This is a genomic window from Pseudomonas sp. COW5 (assembly GCF_026240005.1).
GTDB classification, from domain to species: Bacteria; Pseudomonadota; Gammaproteobacteria; order Pseudomonadales; family Pseudomonadaceae; genus Aquipseudomonas; species Aquipseudomonas kribbensis.
The window spans coordinates 4,594,498-4,611,173 of record NZ_JAPHVP010000001.1 but is presented as its reverse complement, the minus strand read 5'-3'; the positions used below and the strand labels follow the sequence as shown (position 1 = coordinate 4,611,173).

The following is a 16,676-nucleotide window of genomic DNA, read 5'->3' as shown; positions in this document are numbered from 1 at the left end:
TCGACCGAAGTCTCAAGCAGGCCAATGCCGCGCGAAGACCGGCGCCAGCACCGGGTGCCGGTCGATGCGTTGCAGCCACGCATAAAACCCCGGCCGGGCCTGGCGCAGGTGTTCGCGGGTGCCGGCCCAGCGCGTGACCACTGCGGCCAGGACATCCAGCGCCCCCGGTGTTTCGTCGTCCAGATACAGCTCGGCGGAGAACTGGTCGGCAAACACCTCCCACATCCAGTGCAATCGCTCCCGGGCGCCGGTCATCAGGTTCTGCCGCGAGGCTTCGTCCGGCATCACCAGCCAGCGCTCGGGGTAGTCGATGACGCCGATGGCCCCGTAGCAATTGCTGACGATGTAGACCAGACCGCGAATCGCCTGATCACGATCGGCGGCGTTGGCCGGCAGCAAACCGGACTTTGGAAAACTCAACCCGAGATGGATCAGGATCGCCGCGCTTTCGGTGAGCGCGCTGCCATCAGGCAATTGCAGGGTCGGGATCTGCTTGAGCGGATTGAGCCTGGCCAGCTCCTGTGCGGCTTCCGCGCTGGCTTCGACATCAATGAACCGGTAAGCGACCTGGCACAGTTCGAGCGCTGCCTCGATGGCCGCCGCTCCTGAATTGCGATGTCCGTAGAGCTGATACATACCCCCTCCTCCATCTCGAAAGACATCCTCTCCAAGCCTATTTATAGCCGTTGTATCGAATTTGGCACGGATTGCGCATTCAACCGCAACTTGCGAATCCCTGATCTCGCAAAACAGCGCTGGCGGTGCCCATCCCGCACCAAGAGCAATCAGTGAACGCTACCTGCGTTCTTGTAAGGTGCGATACCGAACCAAAAGTTCGCGTATCCGAGCTGGCAACAAGGAGTTCACCGCGTGAATCTTCATCTGCTGCGCCACACTTTTCCCTCCGTACCCCTGTACCTACGCCGTGTTCGTCCTGCGAACAGTCCGTGCATTCCTTTTATTACCTGAACGCCTGCACTATTTATTTTTTAAATAGTACGCAAGAAGCCATTGCGTGCGCGCTGCATTAATGAATGCAACAACACATTGTTCGACAATAACTTCCGGAAAGCACACCGATACAACTTTCGCCGCTCGGCATTAATATTCAAAGTGCACCAAAACTGCACTTTCAATCATTACCCCGAGCCCGACTTTATTTAGACAAGAACAAGGAACATCACCTGTGACCCGCTAAAACACTGACCCGCACCAAATCAGTCCGCCACGCACCATCAAGCGTCCTGGCCGACACGAGAACAGCCGCTCTATCTCGCTGAACAGAGCGATACCGCGCCAAGCCTGTCTCGCCCCGAAAAAAGCCCTGCAAACAGGGCCGTCGGGAGGTTATGCGCCCATGAAAACCGGCGTGCTCAATGAAACTTATATAAATGCGACATTGGTATCATCCGTGAAATAGCCGCTACACAATTGGTCACTCTTTGGCACAGCGGTTGCTATTGCATCAATCATGAGGGCAAGAATGATGTTCGCCACTCAATTGCACACTCACTTATAAAAGAACAGCCACGGACCGGATCAATGAATCATCGAAGTCGGTATTACTGAAGCAACAAGCTGCACAAGCCCTGTTCAATAGATAGTTCAACTATCGGCTTCTGCACACCTGTATGAAAGTTGCGACCACTCACTCGAACAACGCTGTGTTGTTCGAACGGCACCTTATTGCCCTTCATCCACCCGAGGGAGCTTTAATGAACGATGCGGTAAAGCACAGAACACCGCCGGGGCCATTACCGAACGCAGCGCTTGCGTCGGTGGCGGATCGGCCCGTCTATAAGGCCAACACTTCGCAGCCCGGCGGCCTGAACAAACAGCAGATGCTGTTGCTGGTGGCGGTGTCGGCGTTGATACACGGCGGCGCCTGGTGGTTTTTCCAGCAGGCCAGGGCCGAGCCGCTGCCGACGCCACCGGAAATTCCGGAAATGACCGTCGAGCTGACCAGCCCGACACCTCCGGCCCCGCCGACACCGGAGCCGCCGCCCCCACCACCGCCCCCGCCCGAGCCGGAACAACCGGTGGAAGACGAGGACGCGGTCAAGCCGCCGCCTAAACCGGTGGAGAAACCCAAACCGGTGAAAAAGATCGAGCCGCCGAAAGCGCCGCCCGCCCCTGCGCAACCGACTGCACCTGCCACCCCGGCCACTCAGAGCGCGCCACCGGCACCTGCGGCGGCACCGGGTCCGGTGAAAGAGACGGCGGCGATTTCCGGCCTCGCCAGCCTCGGCAACCCGCCGCCGGAATACCCGTCGCTGGCCCTGCGGCGCAACTGGGAAGGCAGCGTGGTGCTGCGGATTCAGGTGCTGGCCAACGGTCGCGCGGGCTCGGTGACGGTGACCAAGTCCAGCGGCAAGCCGCAACTGGATGACGCAGCGGTCACGGCGGTGAAGGCCTGGAAGTTCATTCCGGCCAAACGCGGCGACACACCGATCGACGGCTTCGCCACCCAGACCATCGATTTCAAATTGCCGCAATGACGGCGCGACAACCGAACTCACAACCGATTAACGCAAGCGAGGTGTAGCCATGAACGATTCTTTGTCTTCGATGATTGTCCCCGGCGTGCTCTGGGGGCTGGTGCTGTTTTCCGTGGTCAGCTGGGCGATCCTGCTGGTCAAGTCGGCGCAATACCTGCGCCAGAAAACCCAGAACCGGCAGTTCAGCAAAGCCTTCTGGGGCGCGCCGGATTTGCTCACCGCCGCCGAACACGCCAGCCAATATCCGGGCTCGCTCGCGCGAATCGCCAGCAGCGGTTTCGAAGCCCTGCTGGTGGAAGAGTCCCCGCGCACCACCCAGCAACTGGCGCACACCATCAACCGTTCCGACCGACTGGAACGCAATCTGCGCCAACAGATCCAGAAGGAACGCCGCTCGCTGGAAAACGGCCAGGCGATTCTCGCAAGTATCGGCAGCACCGCGCCGTTCATTGGCCTGTTCGGTACCGTGTGGGGAATCATGGAAGCCCTGCAAAGCATCGGCGCCAGCGGTTCGGCCAGCCTGGAAACCGTGGCCGGGCCCATCGGCCATGCGCTGATCGCCACCGGTGTGGGGATTGCCGTCGCGGTGCCGGCGGTGCTGATTTACAACTTCTTCCTGCGGCGCCTGAAGCTGGCCTCGGCTGACATGGATGACTTCGCCCACGACTTCGATGCCCTCGCCTCGCGCAGCGCGTTTTCCATCAGCCGCCAGGCTATCGCCAAATCCACAGCCGCCGTGCGGGAGGCCAGCTGATGTCCTTTTCCACTCAAGACAGCGATGAAGTGCTCAGCGAAATGAACGTCACGCCGCTGGTGGACGTGATGCTCGTGCTGCTGGTGGTGTTCATCGTCACCGCGCCGCTGATGACCAACGCGATCAAGGTCAACCTGCCGAAAACCGACGCCGTCGCTCCCGCCGAAAAGAAAGATCCGGTGGTGGTCAGCGTGGATCAGGACGGCAAGTTCTTCCTGGCCAAGACCGAGCTGGCGCCGGAATCACTGGAGGCCAGCCTCAAGGAGGTCAAGGCCAAGGACGCCGAAGTACGCGTGCAGCTGCAGGCCGACTCCGCCGTGAATTACGGCCAGGTCGCCAAAGCCATGGCGTCCATCGAGCGCTCGGGCATCACCAAGATATCGGTGATGACCACCCGCTGACGGCGGTGCCGGGCGCGCAGTGAGGGACGCGCCCGGCACCGTTGGCTGAATCCCGTCGCAATCGGCCGACCGAAAAAACGCAACGCGTCTTCGGAGGGGATCGGCTTGCTTGAAGAAAGTGGTTTCGCGGCGCGGCACCACCGTGCTCCGCGCAAAGAGGGCTCACAAGGCCATTTCGATAAACGTCTAACAAAGTCGGAAACAACCATGCTGATGAACACTCCACGCTTCACGCTCAAACCCTTGGTGGCGACGATTTCCCGCCACCGTTTCGTTCCGTTGTACCTGGTGGCCATGGGGATGGGCGCCGGGGTTCAGGCGGCCGAGGACGACAACAACGTCCCGGCCGCCGCTGCGGTGGTCGCACCGACCACGCAACTGCAACGGGTCGAGGTGACCGGTTCGGCGATCCGTCGGGTCGACGCGGAAACGGCGGTGCCGATCACCGTGCTCAAGGCCGATGAGCTGCGCAAACAGGGCGTGACCACCACCGCCGAACTGGTGCAGCGCATCACCGGCAGCCAGTCGATCAACAACAGCGCTGGCTCGGTCGGCGCGGCCACCGGCGGCGCCTCGTTCGCCGACATGCGCGGCATCGGCGCGAACAAGACGCTGGTGCTGCTCAACGGTCGCCGGCTGGCCAACAACGCGCTGTCGGGCACCAACTCGGCCGGCGGCGCGGTGGATCTGAACATGATCCCGTTTGCCGCGATCGAGCGCGTGGAAGTACTGCGCGACGGTGCCTCGGCCCTGTACGGCACCGATGCCATCGGCGGCGTGATCAATTTCATCACCAAAAAATCCATGACCGACGGCCAGCTCACCCTCGGCGGCGAAACCCCGACCCACAGCGGCGGCGGTGCGACCAAGGACATGAGCGCCAGTTGGGGCTACGGCGACCTGGAGCAGGACCGCTTCAACGTGCTCGGCGTGTTCAACTACAACAAGCAGCAGAACCTCGACGCCAACGACCGCTCCTACGCCCGCGACTACGTGCCCGGCCGTGGCCTGGACCAGACCTCAGGCACCGCGTTCCCCGGCAACTACAGCCAGAATGGCAACGCCACCAATCCACTGGCCAACAGCAATTGCAACGGCCCCAACCTGGTGGCCCGTGACGGCCTCTGCCGCTTCAGCACCCGCGAATACATCGACCTGGTGCCGCAGACAGAGAAGACTTCGTTCTTCGGCAAGACCACCGCCAAACTGGCCGACGATCACAACGTCAACCTCGAATACTTCTGGTCGCGCAACAACAACGCCACCGCCGTGGGACCTGCGCCATTGACCGGCCTGAGCCTGGATTCGTCCTCGCCCTACTACCCCGGCAATGGCATCACCCCGGCGCCCACCGGTTTCGCCCTCGACCCGACGCAACCGGTGGACGTGAACTGGCGCGAAACCGCCGCCGGCCCCCGCGAATCGAAAGACCAGAACACCAGCCAGCGCTTTTTGCTGAGCTTCGACGGTCTGGTCGGCGGCTGGGACTACAACGTCGGCGCCTCGTACAACCAGAACAAGATCGTCTCCAGCGTCACCAGCGGCTACGTCAGCGATCAGGCGATGATCAGTGGTCTGGCCAGCGGCCTGCTCAACCCGTTCGGCCCGCAGACCAGTGCCGGTCAGCAGTACATCGACCAAGCCATGTACCACGGTGCCTATTCCACGGCAGTCGGTCGGGTCGCCGGTTTCGACGGGCGGATCAGCCGCGAGATCGGCGACTGGTTCGGCGCCGGCCCGGCCGGTCTGGCACTGGGCGGCGAATACCGCAAAGAGAAATTCCATCAGGATTTCGAGTCGTTCGCCGGTGATATCCAGAGCCTGGGCATCGACCCGGCCGGCAGCGTCGAGGGCGACCGCAGCGTGAAAGCCGCCTACGCGGAAATCAACGTGCCGGTGCTCGACAGCCTGGAACTGTCCGCCGCCGTGCGTCACGACAAATACAGCGATTTCGGCAGCACCACCAACCCGAAATATTCGTTCCGCTATCAGCCACTCAAGGAACTGGTGGTGCGCGGTGCCTACAGCGAAGGCTTCCGCGCACCGTCGCTGTATGAGCTGTATTCACCGCGCAGCATCACCTACACCCAGGGCTACTACAACGACCCGGTGCTGTGTACCGGCGGCGTGGTGCAACCGGGCGGCAACGGCGGGCGCGATTGCGGTCAGCAGTTCCTCAACCAGATCGGCGGCAACGAAGACCTGGCACCGGAGAAAGCACGCAACGTGACCTTGGGCTTCGTTTATCAGCCGGTCAACAATCTGTCCGTGGGACTGGACTTCTGGTGGATTCACATCTCCAACCAGATCCAGCCGTTCCCGGAGTCCACCGTGTTCGATCAGGCCGGCAGCTACCCCGACCGCTTCGTGCGCAACGCCGACGGCACGCTCAATTACATCGTCACCGGTAACGCCAACCTCGGCATCGTCGAAACCAACGGCGTTGACGTGTCGCTGGACTATCGCTTCCCGAACACGCCGTACGGTCAGTTCGGTCTGGGCCTGCAAGGCACTTATGTCGACGAGTACGACTTTCAGAGCACCATCAAGGGCCCGTTCACCGACAAGGTCGGCGACTTCAAGGGCGACGGTGTGATTGCCCGCTGGAAACACAACCTCACCGGTTCCTGGACTTTCGGCGCGGCCCGCGCGGCGCTGACCAACCGCTTCACCACCGGCTACAACGACTACGACCGCGAGACCAACGCACGAGTCGCGTCGTACTCGGTGTGGGACCTGTCGGCCGGCTACACCTTCGACAAGGTGCTGGACGTGGATGCGGGAGTGAAGAACCTGTTCGACCGCGATCCGCCGTTCACCAACCAGGCCTACAACTTCCAGAGCGGTTATGACCCGCGCTACACCGATCCGCTGGGCCGCACGCTGTTTGCGCGCATGACGTACCACTTCTGAGTCCCGGTCGGGGCCGCGCAAGACTCCGGCCGGCCCCTTCCCCTTGCGAATTCGCATCCCGCAGCGGCCACCCGCCGCTTCGGGTTTTTCCCGCTCAGAGGAACGACTTCATGACAATCATGCGCAACATGGCCGGCCTGCTGCTCGGCAGTGCGCTGCTGTGCAACGCGGCATCCGCGCTGGCCGGCGGCAGCTACGCGATGACAGTGTATGGCGAGGCGCCAAAATACCCCGCGGGTTTCCAGCACTTCGATTTCGTCAATCCCGACGCCCCGAAGGGCGGCTCGCTCAGCCGCGCCTCGATGGAAATCGGTCAGTACAACTACATCACCCCGTATGCCGATCAGGGCATTTCCGTGGTGCAGGTCAACGACTGGGTGTATTCGCCGCTGGCGTTCCGCTCGCTGGACGAGCCCTACACCGTCTATGGTCTGGTGGCGCAAACCATGGAGCGCGATACCGACGGTCTTTGGGTGCGTTTCAACCTCAATCCCGAGGCACGTTTCGCCGACGGCACACCGATCACCGCCGAGGACGTGCGCTACACCTTCGAGCTGCTGATGACCAAGGGCAGTCTGAGTTATCGCCAGCAATACGCCGATGTGCAGGACGTGCTGATCGAAGGTCCGCGACAGATTCGCTTCACCTTCAAGAACAACCTCAACCGCACCCTGGCGCTGGATCTGGCATCGCTGCGGCCAGTGCCCGAGCACTGGTGGAAAACCCGTGATTTCGCCAACGGCGGCGGCTTCGAACCACCACTGGGCAGCGGCCCGTACCGGGTGAGCAAGGTCGACGCCGGGCGCAGCATCGGTTTCCAGCGCGATCCTGATTGGTGGGGCAAGGACCTGCCAGTCAGTCGCGGGATGTACAATTTCGACAGCCTGACCGTGAACTTCTATGGCGACACCGACGTCGCCCGACAACTGCTGCAGGCCGGGGCGTTCGACTACAACCGCGAGTTTTCTTCATCCGGCTACGTGGTCGGTTACGACAGCCCGGCCCTGCGCGACGGTCGCCTGCAACAGGCGATTCTCGCCCCGGACAAACCGACCAGCGCCCAGGGGTTTGTGTTCAACCTGCAGAACCCGCTGTTCAAGGATCGCCGCGTGCGTCAGGCGCTGAGCCTGCTGTGGGATTTCGAGTGGACCAACAAGCAGATGATGCGCGGCTTCTACGTGCGCCAGAACAGCTACTGGCCGAAGAGTGAAATGGCCGCCACCGCCCTGCCCGACGCCGGAGAACTGGCGATTCTCGAGCCGCTGCGCGGACAGATCCCGGACGAAGTTTTCAACCGGGTCTATCAGGCGCCGAAAACCGATGGCAGCGGCTACATCCGCGACAAGCAGTTGCAGGCGCTGAAACTGCTGGCGGAGGCCGGATGGACGCCGAAAAACAACCGCCTGGTAAACGCCGCCGGAGAGCCATTCGAATTCACCTTCCTCGACGGCCAGGGCGGCTTCGACCGCATGCTGCTGCCCTACAAACGCACCCTGGCGCAGATCGGCATCACCCTGAATCTGCGGCGCATCGATTCGGCGCAGTACATCAACCGGCTCAACGCCCGGGACTACGACATGATCGTCACCAGTTTCCCCCGCAGCGGCGATCCGATCGTCTCGCCGGGCCGCGAGTTGTACAGCCTGTATGCCTCGCAGAGCGCCACACAAGTCGGCAGCTCCAATTCGATGGTGCTGGCGGACCCGGCGGTAGACCGGCTGATCGACGGCCTCGTCCAGGCCAATACCCGCGACGCCATGGTGCGTTACGCCCGCGCCCTCGACCGGGTGCTGCAATGGGGTGACTACATGATTCCCAACTACTACTCCAAAGGCACGCCGACGGTGTATCAGAACCGCTTCGGCAGGCCGTCGGTGCAACCGATTTACAGCGAAGGCCTCGACACCTGGTGGGAGGTCTCGGCCAAGCCGCTGACCAACCAGCAGATGAGTGCCCTGCACCAACTCGCGGGGGGCCAGTGACATGTGGCGTTATCTGAGTCGACGTCTGTTGCTGATCATCCCGACGCTGCTGTGCATTCTGGTGGTCAACTTCGTCATCGTGCAGGCGGCGCCCGGCGGTCCGGTGGAGCAGGCCATCGCTCGCCTGCAAGGCTTCGGCGGGCACAGCATGGGCGGCGCCAGCGAAGTGACCGCGATCGGCGGTGCCGGGCGCAGCAGCCGAGGCCTGGACCCGGCGCTGATCGAAGAGATCAAGCACCACTACGGTTTCGACCGACCGATGCACGAACGCCTGTGGCTGATGCTCAAGAACTACGCGCAACTGGACTTGGGCAGCAGCTTCTTTCGCGGTGCGAAGGTGACCGATCTGATCGTTCAGAAACTGCCGGTGTCGCTGTCCCTCGGCCTGTGGGCGACCTTGATCACCTACCTGATTTCGATCCCGTTGGGGATCCGCAAGGCGATCAAAAACGGCAGCGCGTTCGATGTCTGGAGCAGCACGGCAATCATCGTCGGTTACGCGATGCCGGCGTTTCTGTTCGCGATTCTGTTGATCGTGGTGTTCGCCGGTGGCAGTTACGTCAACTGGTTTCCGGTACAGGGGCTGGTCTCGGACCACTTCGACAGCCTGAGCCTGTGGGGCAAGGTCGGCGACTACCTGTGGCACCTGGTGTTACCGGTGACGGCGCTGGTGATCGGCGGTTTTGCGACGCTGACGATCCTGACCAAAAACAGCTTCCTCAACGAGATCAGCCGTCAGTACGTGATCACCGCACGCGCCAAGGGCCTGACCGAAAGACGTGTGCTCTACGGCCATGTGTTTCGCAATGCGATGCTGCTGGTGGTGGCTGGTGTGCCGTCGGCATTGATCGAGGTGTTTTTCGCCGGTTCCCTGCTGATCGAAACCATCTTCAACCTCGATGGCCTCGGGCGCATGAGCTACGAAGCGGCGGTGTCACGGGACTACCCGGTGGTGTTCGGCACGCTGTTCCTGTTCACCCTGTTCGGCCTGTTGATCAAGCTGATCGGCGACCTCTGCTACACCCTGCTTGACCCGCGCATCGACTTCTCGGCGAGGACTGCCTGATGTTCACACTTTCCCCTATGGGCCGGCGGCGCATCGCGCAATTCAAGGCCAACCGTCGCGGGCGCTGGTCGCTGTGGCTGTTCGTCGGGCTGTGCCTGATCTGCCTCGGCGGCGAACTGATCGCCAACGACAAACCGCTGGTGATCCGCTACCACGACGCTTTTTACTTCCCGATCCTCAGCGATTATCAGGAAACCGATTTCGGCGGCGAATTGCCGTTCCAACCGGATTACGCCAGCAATTACGTGCACCAACTGATCGAGGATCAGGGCGGCTGGATGCTGTTCCCGCCGATCCCGTTCAGCTACGACACGGTCAATTACGACCTTACGGAACCGGCGCCGAGCCCGCCATCCTCCAGCAACTGGCTGGGCACCGACGATCAGGCGCGGGACGTGTTGGCGCGGGTGATTTTCGGCACACGGATTTCGATTCTGTTTGCGCTGATCCTCACCGCCGTCAGTGCGCTGGTCGGCATCGTGGCCGGGGCGTTGCAGGGTTATTACGGCGGCTGGGTCGACTTGCTCGGGCAGCGGGTGCTGGAGATCTGGTCGGGGCTGCCGGTGCTGTACCTGCTGATTATTTTGTCGGGGTTCGTCTCGCCGAGTTTCTGGTGGCTGCTGGGGATAATGGCGCTGTTTTCCTGGCTGGCACTGGTGGACGTGGTGCGCGCCGAGTTCCTGCGCGGGCGCAGCCTGGAATACGTCAAGGCCGCACGGGCCCTGGGCCTGACGGACAGCGAGCTGATGCGCCGGCACATTCTGCCCAACGCCATGACCTCCACCCTCACCTACCTGCCGTTCATTCTGACCGGCGCCATCGCCACCCTCACCGCGCTGGACTTTCTCGGCTTCGGCATGCCCGCCGGCACCGCGTCGCTGGGTGAACTGATCGGCCAAGCCAAGCGCAATCTGCAAGCGCCGTGGCTGGGGCTGACGGCGTTTTTTGCCCTGGCGCTGATTCTGTCCTTGCTGGTGTTTATCGGCGAAGCCTGCCGTGACGCATTCGATCCGCGATCCTGATCCCCGGAGCTGAAATGACCGACAACCTGATTGAAATTCGCGACCTGCGCGTCGCCTTCGCCGGGCATGAAGTGGTGCACGGCGTGAACCTCGACATCCGCCGTGGCGAGTGCCTGGCACTGGTCGGCGAATCCGGCTCGGGCAAGTCGGTGACGGCGCACTCGATTCTGCGTTTGCTGCCAACCAAGACCGTCAGCAGCACGGGCAGTATCCGCTACAACGGCGTGGACTTGCTGCACGCTAGCGAACAACAGCTGCGCGGCTTGCGCGGCAACCGCATCGCGATGATTTTCCAGGAGCCGATGACTTCGCTGAACCCGCTGCACACGGTGGAAAAACAGATCAGCGAAGTGCTGGAGATCCACAAGGGGCTCAAGGGCCGCGCCGCGCGCCAGCGCACTCTGGAGCTGCTGGAACTGGTGGGCATCCGCCAACCGTTGCAGCGTTTGAAGGCCTATCCGCACCAGCTCTCCGGCGGCCAGCGGCAACGGGTGATGATCGCCATGGCCCTGGCCAACGAGCCTGAATTGCTGATCGCCGATGAGCCGACCACAGCGCTGGACGTGACCGTGCAACAGAAGATTCTCGAGCTGCTGATCGAGTTGCAGCAACGCCTCGGCATGTCGCTGCTGCTGATCAGTCACGACCTCAACCTGGTGCGGCGCATCGCCCAGCGGGTGTGCGTGATGCGCCACGGGGAAATCGTCGAACAGGCCGACTGCGCAACGCTGTTCCGCACCCCGCAGCATCCCTACAGCCGCCTGCTGATCGAGGCGGAACCGTCGGGCGCACCAGTGCCGAGTTGCTACGATCACAACCTGCTGGAAGTGGACGATCTGAAAGTCTGGTTCCCGCTGCCCAAGGCGTTGTTCAGCCGCACCCAGGAATACATCAAGGCCGTGGACGGCGTGAGTTTCCGCCTGCAACGGGGCAAGACCCTGGGCATTGTCGGCGAGTCCGGCTCGGGCAAGTCGACGCTGGGCCAGGCGATTCTGCGGCTGGTGGAATCCGAAGGCGACATTCGGTTCGGCAACAAGCAATTGAACCTGTTCAATCAGCGCTTGATGCGCCCGTTGCGCCGGCAGATCCAGGTGGTGTTCCAGGACCCGTTCGGCAGCCTCAGCCCACGGATGTCGGTGCAGCAGATCATCGCCGAAGGCCTGCTGACCCACGGTATCGGCACGGCCGAGGAACGTGAGGCGGCGGTGATCCGCGTGCTGGAGGAAGTCGGCCTCGACCCACGGAGCCGCCATCGCTATCCCCACGAATTCTCCGGCGGCCAGCGCCAGCGCATTTCCATCGCCCGGGCACTGGTGCTGGAACCGGCGCTGATACTGCTCGACGAACCGACCTCGGCGCTGGATCGCACGGTGCAGAAACAGGTGGTGGAATTGTTGCGGCAATTGCAGATCCGTCACGGCTTGACGTACCTGTTCATCAGCCATGACCTGGCGGTGGTGCATGCGCTGGCGCACGACTTGATGGTGATCAAGGATGGAAAAGTGGTGGAACAGGGATCATCGCGAGAGATTTTTGCAGCGCCGCAGCACGCTTATACGCAAGCGTTGCTCAAGGCTTCGGGTTTGGTACAGGTACAGAGTGCCGAGCGAATGGCTGTGCTTTGAGAACCATCATCGGTGTCGATGTTCACCATCACGTCAATGAAGTTCTCATAAAAAATCCCGGGCGTAACATCGGCTCCATACCAACCAATAACACCCCGGAGCACAAAATCATGAAACGCCAAGTCATCCTCAGCATTGCCCTTTCGGTTCTGGCCTTCAACGCTTTTGCCGCCAAACCTGCCCACACCATGATCGCTGAAGGCGGTTCGGATCGGTTGATCGAACAGCGCGTCGCTGAAGGTGGTTCGGATCGCCTGCTGGAACGCCGTGTTGCCGAAGGTGGCTCGGATCGCCTGCAAGAACGTCGCGTTGCCGAGGGTGGTTCGGATCGTCTGCTGGAACGTCGAGTTGCCGAAGGTGGTTCGGATCGTCTGCAAGAACGTCGCGTTGCTGAAGGTGGCTCGGATCGTCTGCAAGAACGTCGCGTTGCCGAAGGTGGTTCGGATCGTCTGCAAGAGCGTCGCGTCGCTGAAGGTGGCTCGGATCGTCTGATCGAACGCCGCGTTGCCTGAATGAAGGGCTCCACCGCAGCAATCCAGAAAAAACCCGGCTCCCGTCAGTCGGGTTTTTTTACGCCTTTTTTTTTCCTCGTCAGTCCCTGGCCATGCAACGCCGATAGCGCTCATCGACCCGCTTGGCGAACCACGCCGTGGTCAGTTTGCGGGTGATCTTCGGGCTTTGCAGGACAATCCCCGGCAGCACCGCCCGGGGCAATGATTTGCCTTCGGCCTTGTCCGCCAGTTCGAAGACCCGTTGATACAGTTTGGTCTCCTCGAATCCCAGGGTGTTGCCCTTCTCCAGTTGCTCACGGATCACCGGATTGCGCATGCCCAATGACTTGCCAAGCTTGCGCACCGCCAGTTCGGTGGTACCCGGCATGATCGAGTCGTAGCGGATCAGGTCGCCATCCAGCGCCAGCGGCACACCCGACACACGACTGACTGCATTCTGAAACGCCGCGTTGCGACTGGCGTACCACCCGGCGTTGAAGTCGGCGAAACGGTACAGCGGTTCGCGATAACTCACCGGGTAACCCAGCAAATGGGCGATACCGAAGTACATGCCGCCTCGGCGGGTGAACACTTCGTGGCGAATCGTGCCGTTGACCGGATACGGATACCCCTTGGCGTGCTGCTCGGCGAACTCGATGCTGACCTGCATCGGCCCGGCGGTGTGCACCGGGTTGAAACCGCCAAACAGCGTGCGCCCCATCGGCACCATGCCGATGAAGTCATCGAAAATGGCGCTCAGGTCTTTCTCGGTACGTGCTGCACTCAGGCGCTCGCTGTAGCTCTTGCCGTTGGGTGAGCGCACCTGCAAGGCGCCGCTCACCAACAGGCTCGGAATGTGCACTTTGGCGGCGCGCCGGTCGATCTCGTCGCGGGCGATCTTGCCCAGGCCGGGCACTGGCGGGTCGACCTGAAAGTTGGACTCCTGCTCGGCGACGGCCAGCACTGAACACAGGTTTTGCGTGGTCGGGCTGATGCCCTGGGCGGCGAACGCGGTATAGATATCCGTGGCCCAGCCCTGGCGGTCGGCGGTTTTCGTCGGCAGCAGGCGCACGATCTGCGCCTTGACCTCGGCCGGCGGGCGCGGGGCCGGTTCCTGGTTGCGCTGCCCGGCGCAACCGGCCAGCACCAGCAACGCGGCGAGGCTGAAAAATAATCGAGGGCTTTGCATAACGCTCCATAAAGTCCGTTGAGCCGGGTTTACCCTACGCCCAATCCCGGGTTGCAGGATAGGACTGCGGGCCGGCGACGCTGTTCCATCGCCCCGTTTGGCAGGCGAACTGGCCGTGTCCGCCCACTGATCCATACTTCTTGCTGCACACTCAGTGGCAAAGGGCACGCGAGGAGGACAGACCATGAACCGCAGTGACGTTCTGATCATCGGCGCGGGTCCCACCGGACTGGTACTGGCCCTGTGGCTGAGCAAACTGGGCGTGCGCGTACGCATCCTCGACAAGACCTCCGGCCCCGGCACCACCTCGCGAGCACTGGCGGTGCAGGCGCGAACGCTTGAGCTGTACCGGCAACTGGACCTCGCCGAAGCCGTGGTGCGCAACGGGCATCGGGTGGCGGCGGCGAATTTCTGGGTCAAGGGCAAACCCGTGGCGCAACTGCCGCTCAACCGCATCGGCGAAGGCCTGACGCCTTACGCCTTCCTGGAGATCTACCCGCAGGACGAACACGAACGGTTGCTGATTGACCGCCTCGAAGACTACGACGTGACGGTCGAGCGCAACACGACACTGGAGAGCTTCACGGAAAACGGCGACGGCCTCACCGCCCATTTGCGTCTGCCGGATGGCGAGCAGGAGATTTGCCAGGCCTGTTATCTGGCGGGTTGTGACGGTGCCCGGTCGGTGGTGCGCAAGACCCTCGACACCGGTTTCCCCGGTGGCACCTATCAGCAGATCTTTTACGTCGCCGACGTAAAGGCCAGCGGCCCGGCGCTCAACGGCGAATTGCATCTGGATCTGGATGAGGCGGACTTTCTCGCGGTATTCCCGCTGGCCGGCGAAGGTCGCGCGCGACTGATCGGCACCGTGCGCGACGAACGTGCGGATCGTGCCGAAACCCTGGAGTTTTCCGATGTCAGTAGCCGCGCCATCGAGCACTTGAACGTGCACATCGAGGACGTCAACTGGTTCTCCACCTATCGCGTACATCACCGGGTGGCGGATCACTTTCGCAAAGGCCGGGCGTTTCTGCTTGGCGACGCGGCCCACGTGCACAGCCCCGCCGGCGGTCAGGGCATGAACACCGGCATCGGCGATGCGATCAACCTGGCCTGGAAACTCGCGGCGGTGCTCGGCGGCGCAGCCACGCCAAAGCTGCTCGACAGCTACGAAACCGAGCGCATCGCCTTCGCCCGACGGCTGGTGTCGACCACCGACAAAGTCTTCAGTTTTGTGACTGCCGAGGGCCGCATGGCCGACCTGTTGCGCACGCGGCTGGCACCGTTCGTGATCCCGAAAATGGCCTCATTCGAGACCAGCCGCGAATTCCTGTTTCGCACGGTGTCGCAAATCACCGTCAACTATCGGGGCATGGCGTTGAGCGAAGGCGTGGCCGGGCATGTCCACGGCGGCGACCGCTTGCCGTGGGCCCATGATGGCGAGGGGGACAATTACGAACCGTTGCGCCATCCGTGCTGGCAGGTGCATGTATACGGCGACACCAGCGACGAGATGATCGCCTGGTGCAATGAGCATCACCTGCCGCTGCACGTGTTCGACTGGCGCCCGGCGTTTGAAACGGCGGGACTGGGGCGCAACGGCTTTTACCTGTTGCGCCCGGATACTTACGTGGCGATTGCCGACAACAGCGCGGATCCGAAGGTGATCGAACGGTACTTTCGTGATCACGGGATCCGGCCGTTTTTCAATTGCCCCTGAAGGGTCAGATCCCGGCCAGCGCCAGGTCCATCGCAAAGTAGGTGAAGATCAGGTCCGCACCCGCGCGCTTGATCGCACCGAGGCTTTCGCGCACCACGCGATCTTCGTCGATGGCACCGGCCTGGGCGCCGAACTTGATCATCGCGTACTCGCCGCTGACCTGATACGCCGCCAGCGGCAGGTTCGAGGCTTCGCGGATGTCGCGGATGATGTCGAGGTACGCGCCGGCCGGTTTGACCATCAGCGCATCGGCGCCTTCCTGCTCGTCGAGCAACGATTCGCGCAGGGCTTCGCGGCGGTTCATCGGGTTCATCTGATAGCTTTTGCGGTCGCCCTTCAGCGCACTGCCACCGGCCTCGCGGAACGGGCCGTAGAGCGCCGAGGCGAATTTGGTCGAGTAGGCCATGATCGGAATCTGCGTGAAGCCGGCATCGTCCAATGCGCGGCGAATCGCCCGCACCTGACCGTCCATTGCCGCCGACGGCGCGATCACATCGGCACCGGCACGGGCGGCGGCCACGGCTTGCTTGCCGAGGTTGATCAGGGTCTGGTCATTGTCGACTTCGTGGTTGTGCATCACGCCGCAATGGCCGTGGTCGGTGTATTCGCAGAAGCAGGTGTCGGACATCACGATCATTTCCGGCACGGCGTCCTTGGCGATCCGCGACATGCGCGACACCAGACCGTTTTCACGCCAGGTGTCGCTGCCGTTGGCGTCCAGGTGATGGGACACGCCAAACGTCATCACCGACTTGATCCCGGCACGGGCGTAACGCTCGATCTCGCTGGCCAGTTTGCGCTCCGGAATGCGCATCACGCCGGGCATGCTTTTGATCGGCACGAAGTCGTCGATTTCTTCCTCGACGAAAATCGGCAGTACCAGATCGTTGAGCGAAAACTCGGTTTCCTGGAACAGGCTGCGCAGGCTCGCATTGCGGCGCAGACGGCGTGGACGTGCTTCGGGGAACTGACTGGACATGGGGCCTTTCCTGAAAAACGGGCAGATGAGACGAAA

Annotated in this window: 13 protein-coding genes; 10 read left to right on the top strand and 3 right to left on the bottom strand. The window is 62.2% G+C overall.

The features are described from left to right. Positions 1-12: 12 nt before the first annotated feature. Positions 13-636 (bottom strand): glutathione S-transferase, encoded by a 624-nt coding sequence (locus OQ248_RS21025; protein ID WP_265813863.1) that lies wholly within the window; start codon positions 634-636, stop codon positions 13-15. A 1,079-nt stretch (positions 637-1,715) separates the two neighbouring features. Between OQ248_RS21025 and OQ248_RS21020 the strand changes: the two genes are divergently transcribed. The 9 genes from OQ248_RS21020 to OQ248_RS20980 all read left to right on the top strand — a co-directional run bounded on the left by OQ248_RS21020 (position 1,716) and on the right by OQ248_RS20980 (position 12,773). Continuing rightward, on the top strand, positions 1,716-2,498 hold the full coding sequence (locus OQ248_RS21020; protein ID WP_265813862.1) for a TonB family protein: 783 nt from the start codon (positions 1,716-1,718) through the stop codon (positions 2,496-2,498). A gap of 49 nt (positions 2,499-2,547) precedes the next feature. After that, positions 2,548-3,252: a MotA/TolQ/ExbB proton channel family protein gene (locus tag OQ248_RS21015; RefSeq protein WP_007959058.1), complete on the top strand. Its 705-nt coding sequence runs from the start codon at positions 2,548-2,550 to the stop codon at positions 3,250-3,252. Then, positions 3,252-3,653, top strand: coding sequence for a biopolymer transporter ExbD (locus OQ248_RS21010; RefSeq protein WP_007959059.1), 402 nt, complete (start codon positions 3,252-3,254; stop codon positions 3,651-3,653). The genes OQ248_RS21015 and OQ248_RS21010 overlap by 1 nt, the downstream gene beginning before the upstream one ends. Before the next feature lie 207 nt (positions 3,654-3,860). Then, positions 3,861-6,566 (top strand): TonB-dependent receptor, encoded by a 2,706-nt coding sequence (locus OQ248_RS21005; RefSeq protein WP_265813861.1) that lies wholly within the window; start codon positions 3,861-3,863, stop codon positions 6,564-6,566. Positions 6,567-6,676: 110 nt separating this feature from the next. Further along, a complete protein-coding gene (locus OQ248_RS21000) occupies positions 6,677-8,548 on the top strand; it encodes an extracellular solute-binding protein (protein ID WP_085733582.1) in 1,872 nt (623 codons plus the stop codon). 1 nt (position 8,549) lies between these two features. Continuing rightward, entirely contained in the window at positions 8,550-9,614 is a 1,065-nt protein-coding gene (yejB, locus tag OQ248_RS20995) for a microcin C ABC transporter permease YejB (protein WP_085733581.1), read from the top strand. Continuing rightward, positions 9,614-10,636: an ABC transporter permease gene (locus OQ248_RS20990; RefSeq protein ID WP_085733580.1), complete on the top strand. Its 1,023-nt coding sequence runs from the start codon at positions 9,614-9,616 to the stop codon at positions 10,634-10,636. The genes yejB and OQ248_RS20990 overlap by 1 nt, the downstream gene beginning before the upstream one ends. Before the next feature lie 14 nt (positions 10,637-10,650). Next, positions 10,651-12,261, top strand: coding sequence for an ABC transporter ATP-binding protein (locus OQ248_RS20985; protein ID WP_265813860.1), 1,611 nt, complete (start codon positions 10,651-10,653; stop codon positions 12,259-12,261). Positions 12,262-12,371: 110 nt separating this feature from the next. After that, positions 12,372-12,773, top strand: a complete 402-nt coding sequence (locus OQ248_RS20980; RefSeq protein ID WP_265813859.1) for a hypothetical protein — start codon at positions 12,372-12,374, stop codon at positions 12,771-12,773. A 79-nt stretch (positions 12,774-12,852) separates the two neighbouring features. On the opposite strand, the gene OQ248_RS20975 is transcribed toward OQ248_RS20980, so the two are convergent. After that, the gene (locus tag OQ248_RS20975) at positions 12,853-13,941 is read right to left on the bottom strand and encodes a DUF1615 domain-containing protein (protein WP_265813858.1); all 1,089 of its coding nucleotides are present in this window, start codon (positions 13,939-13,941) and stop codon (positions 12,853-12,855) included. Between the two features lie 184 nt (positions 13,942-14,125). Here OQ248_RS20975 and OQ248_RS20970 point away from each other — a divergent pair, with 184 nt between their 5' ends. Beyond that, positions 14,126-15,661: an FAD-dependent oxidoreductase gene (locus OQ248_RS20970; RefSeq protein WP_265813857.1), complete on the top strand. Its 1,536-nt coding sequence runs from the start codon at positions 14,126-14,128 to the stop codon at positions 15,659-15,661. A gap of 4 nt (positions 15,662-15,665) precedes the next feature. On the opposite strand, the gene hemB is transcribed toward OQ248_RS20970, so the two are convergent. Further along, entirely contained in the window at positions 15,666-16,640 is a 975-nt protein-coding gene (gene hemB / locus OQ248_RS20965) for a porphobilinogen synthase (RefSeq protein ID WP_265813856.1), read from the bottom strand. Between the last annotated feature and the right edge of the window lie 36 nt (positions 16,641-16,676).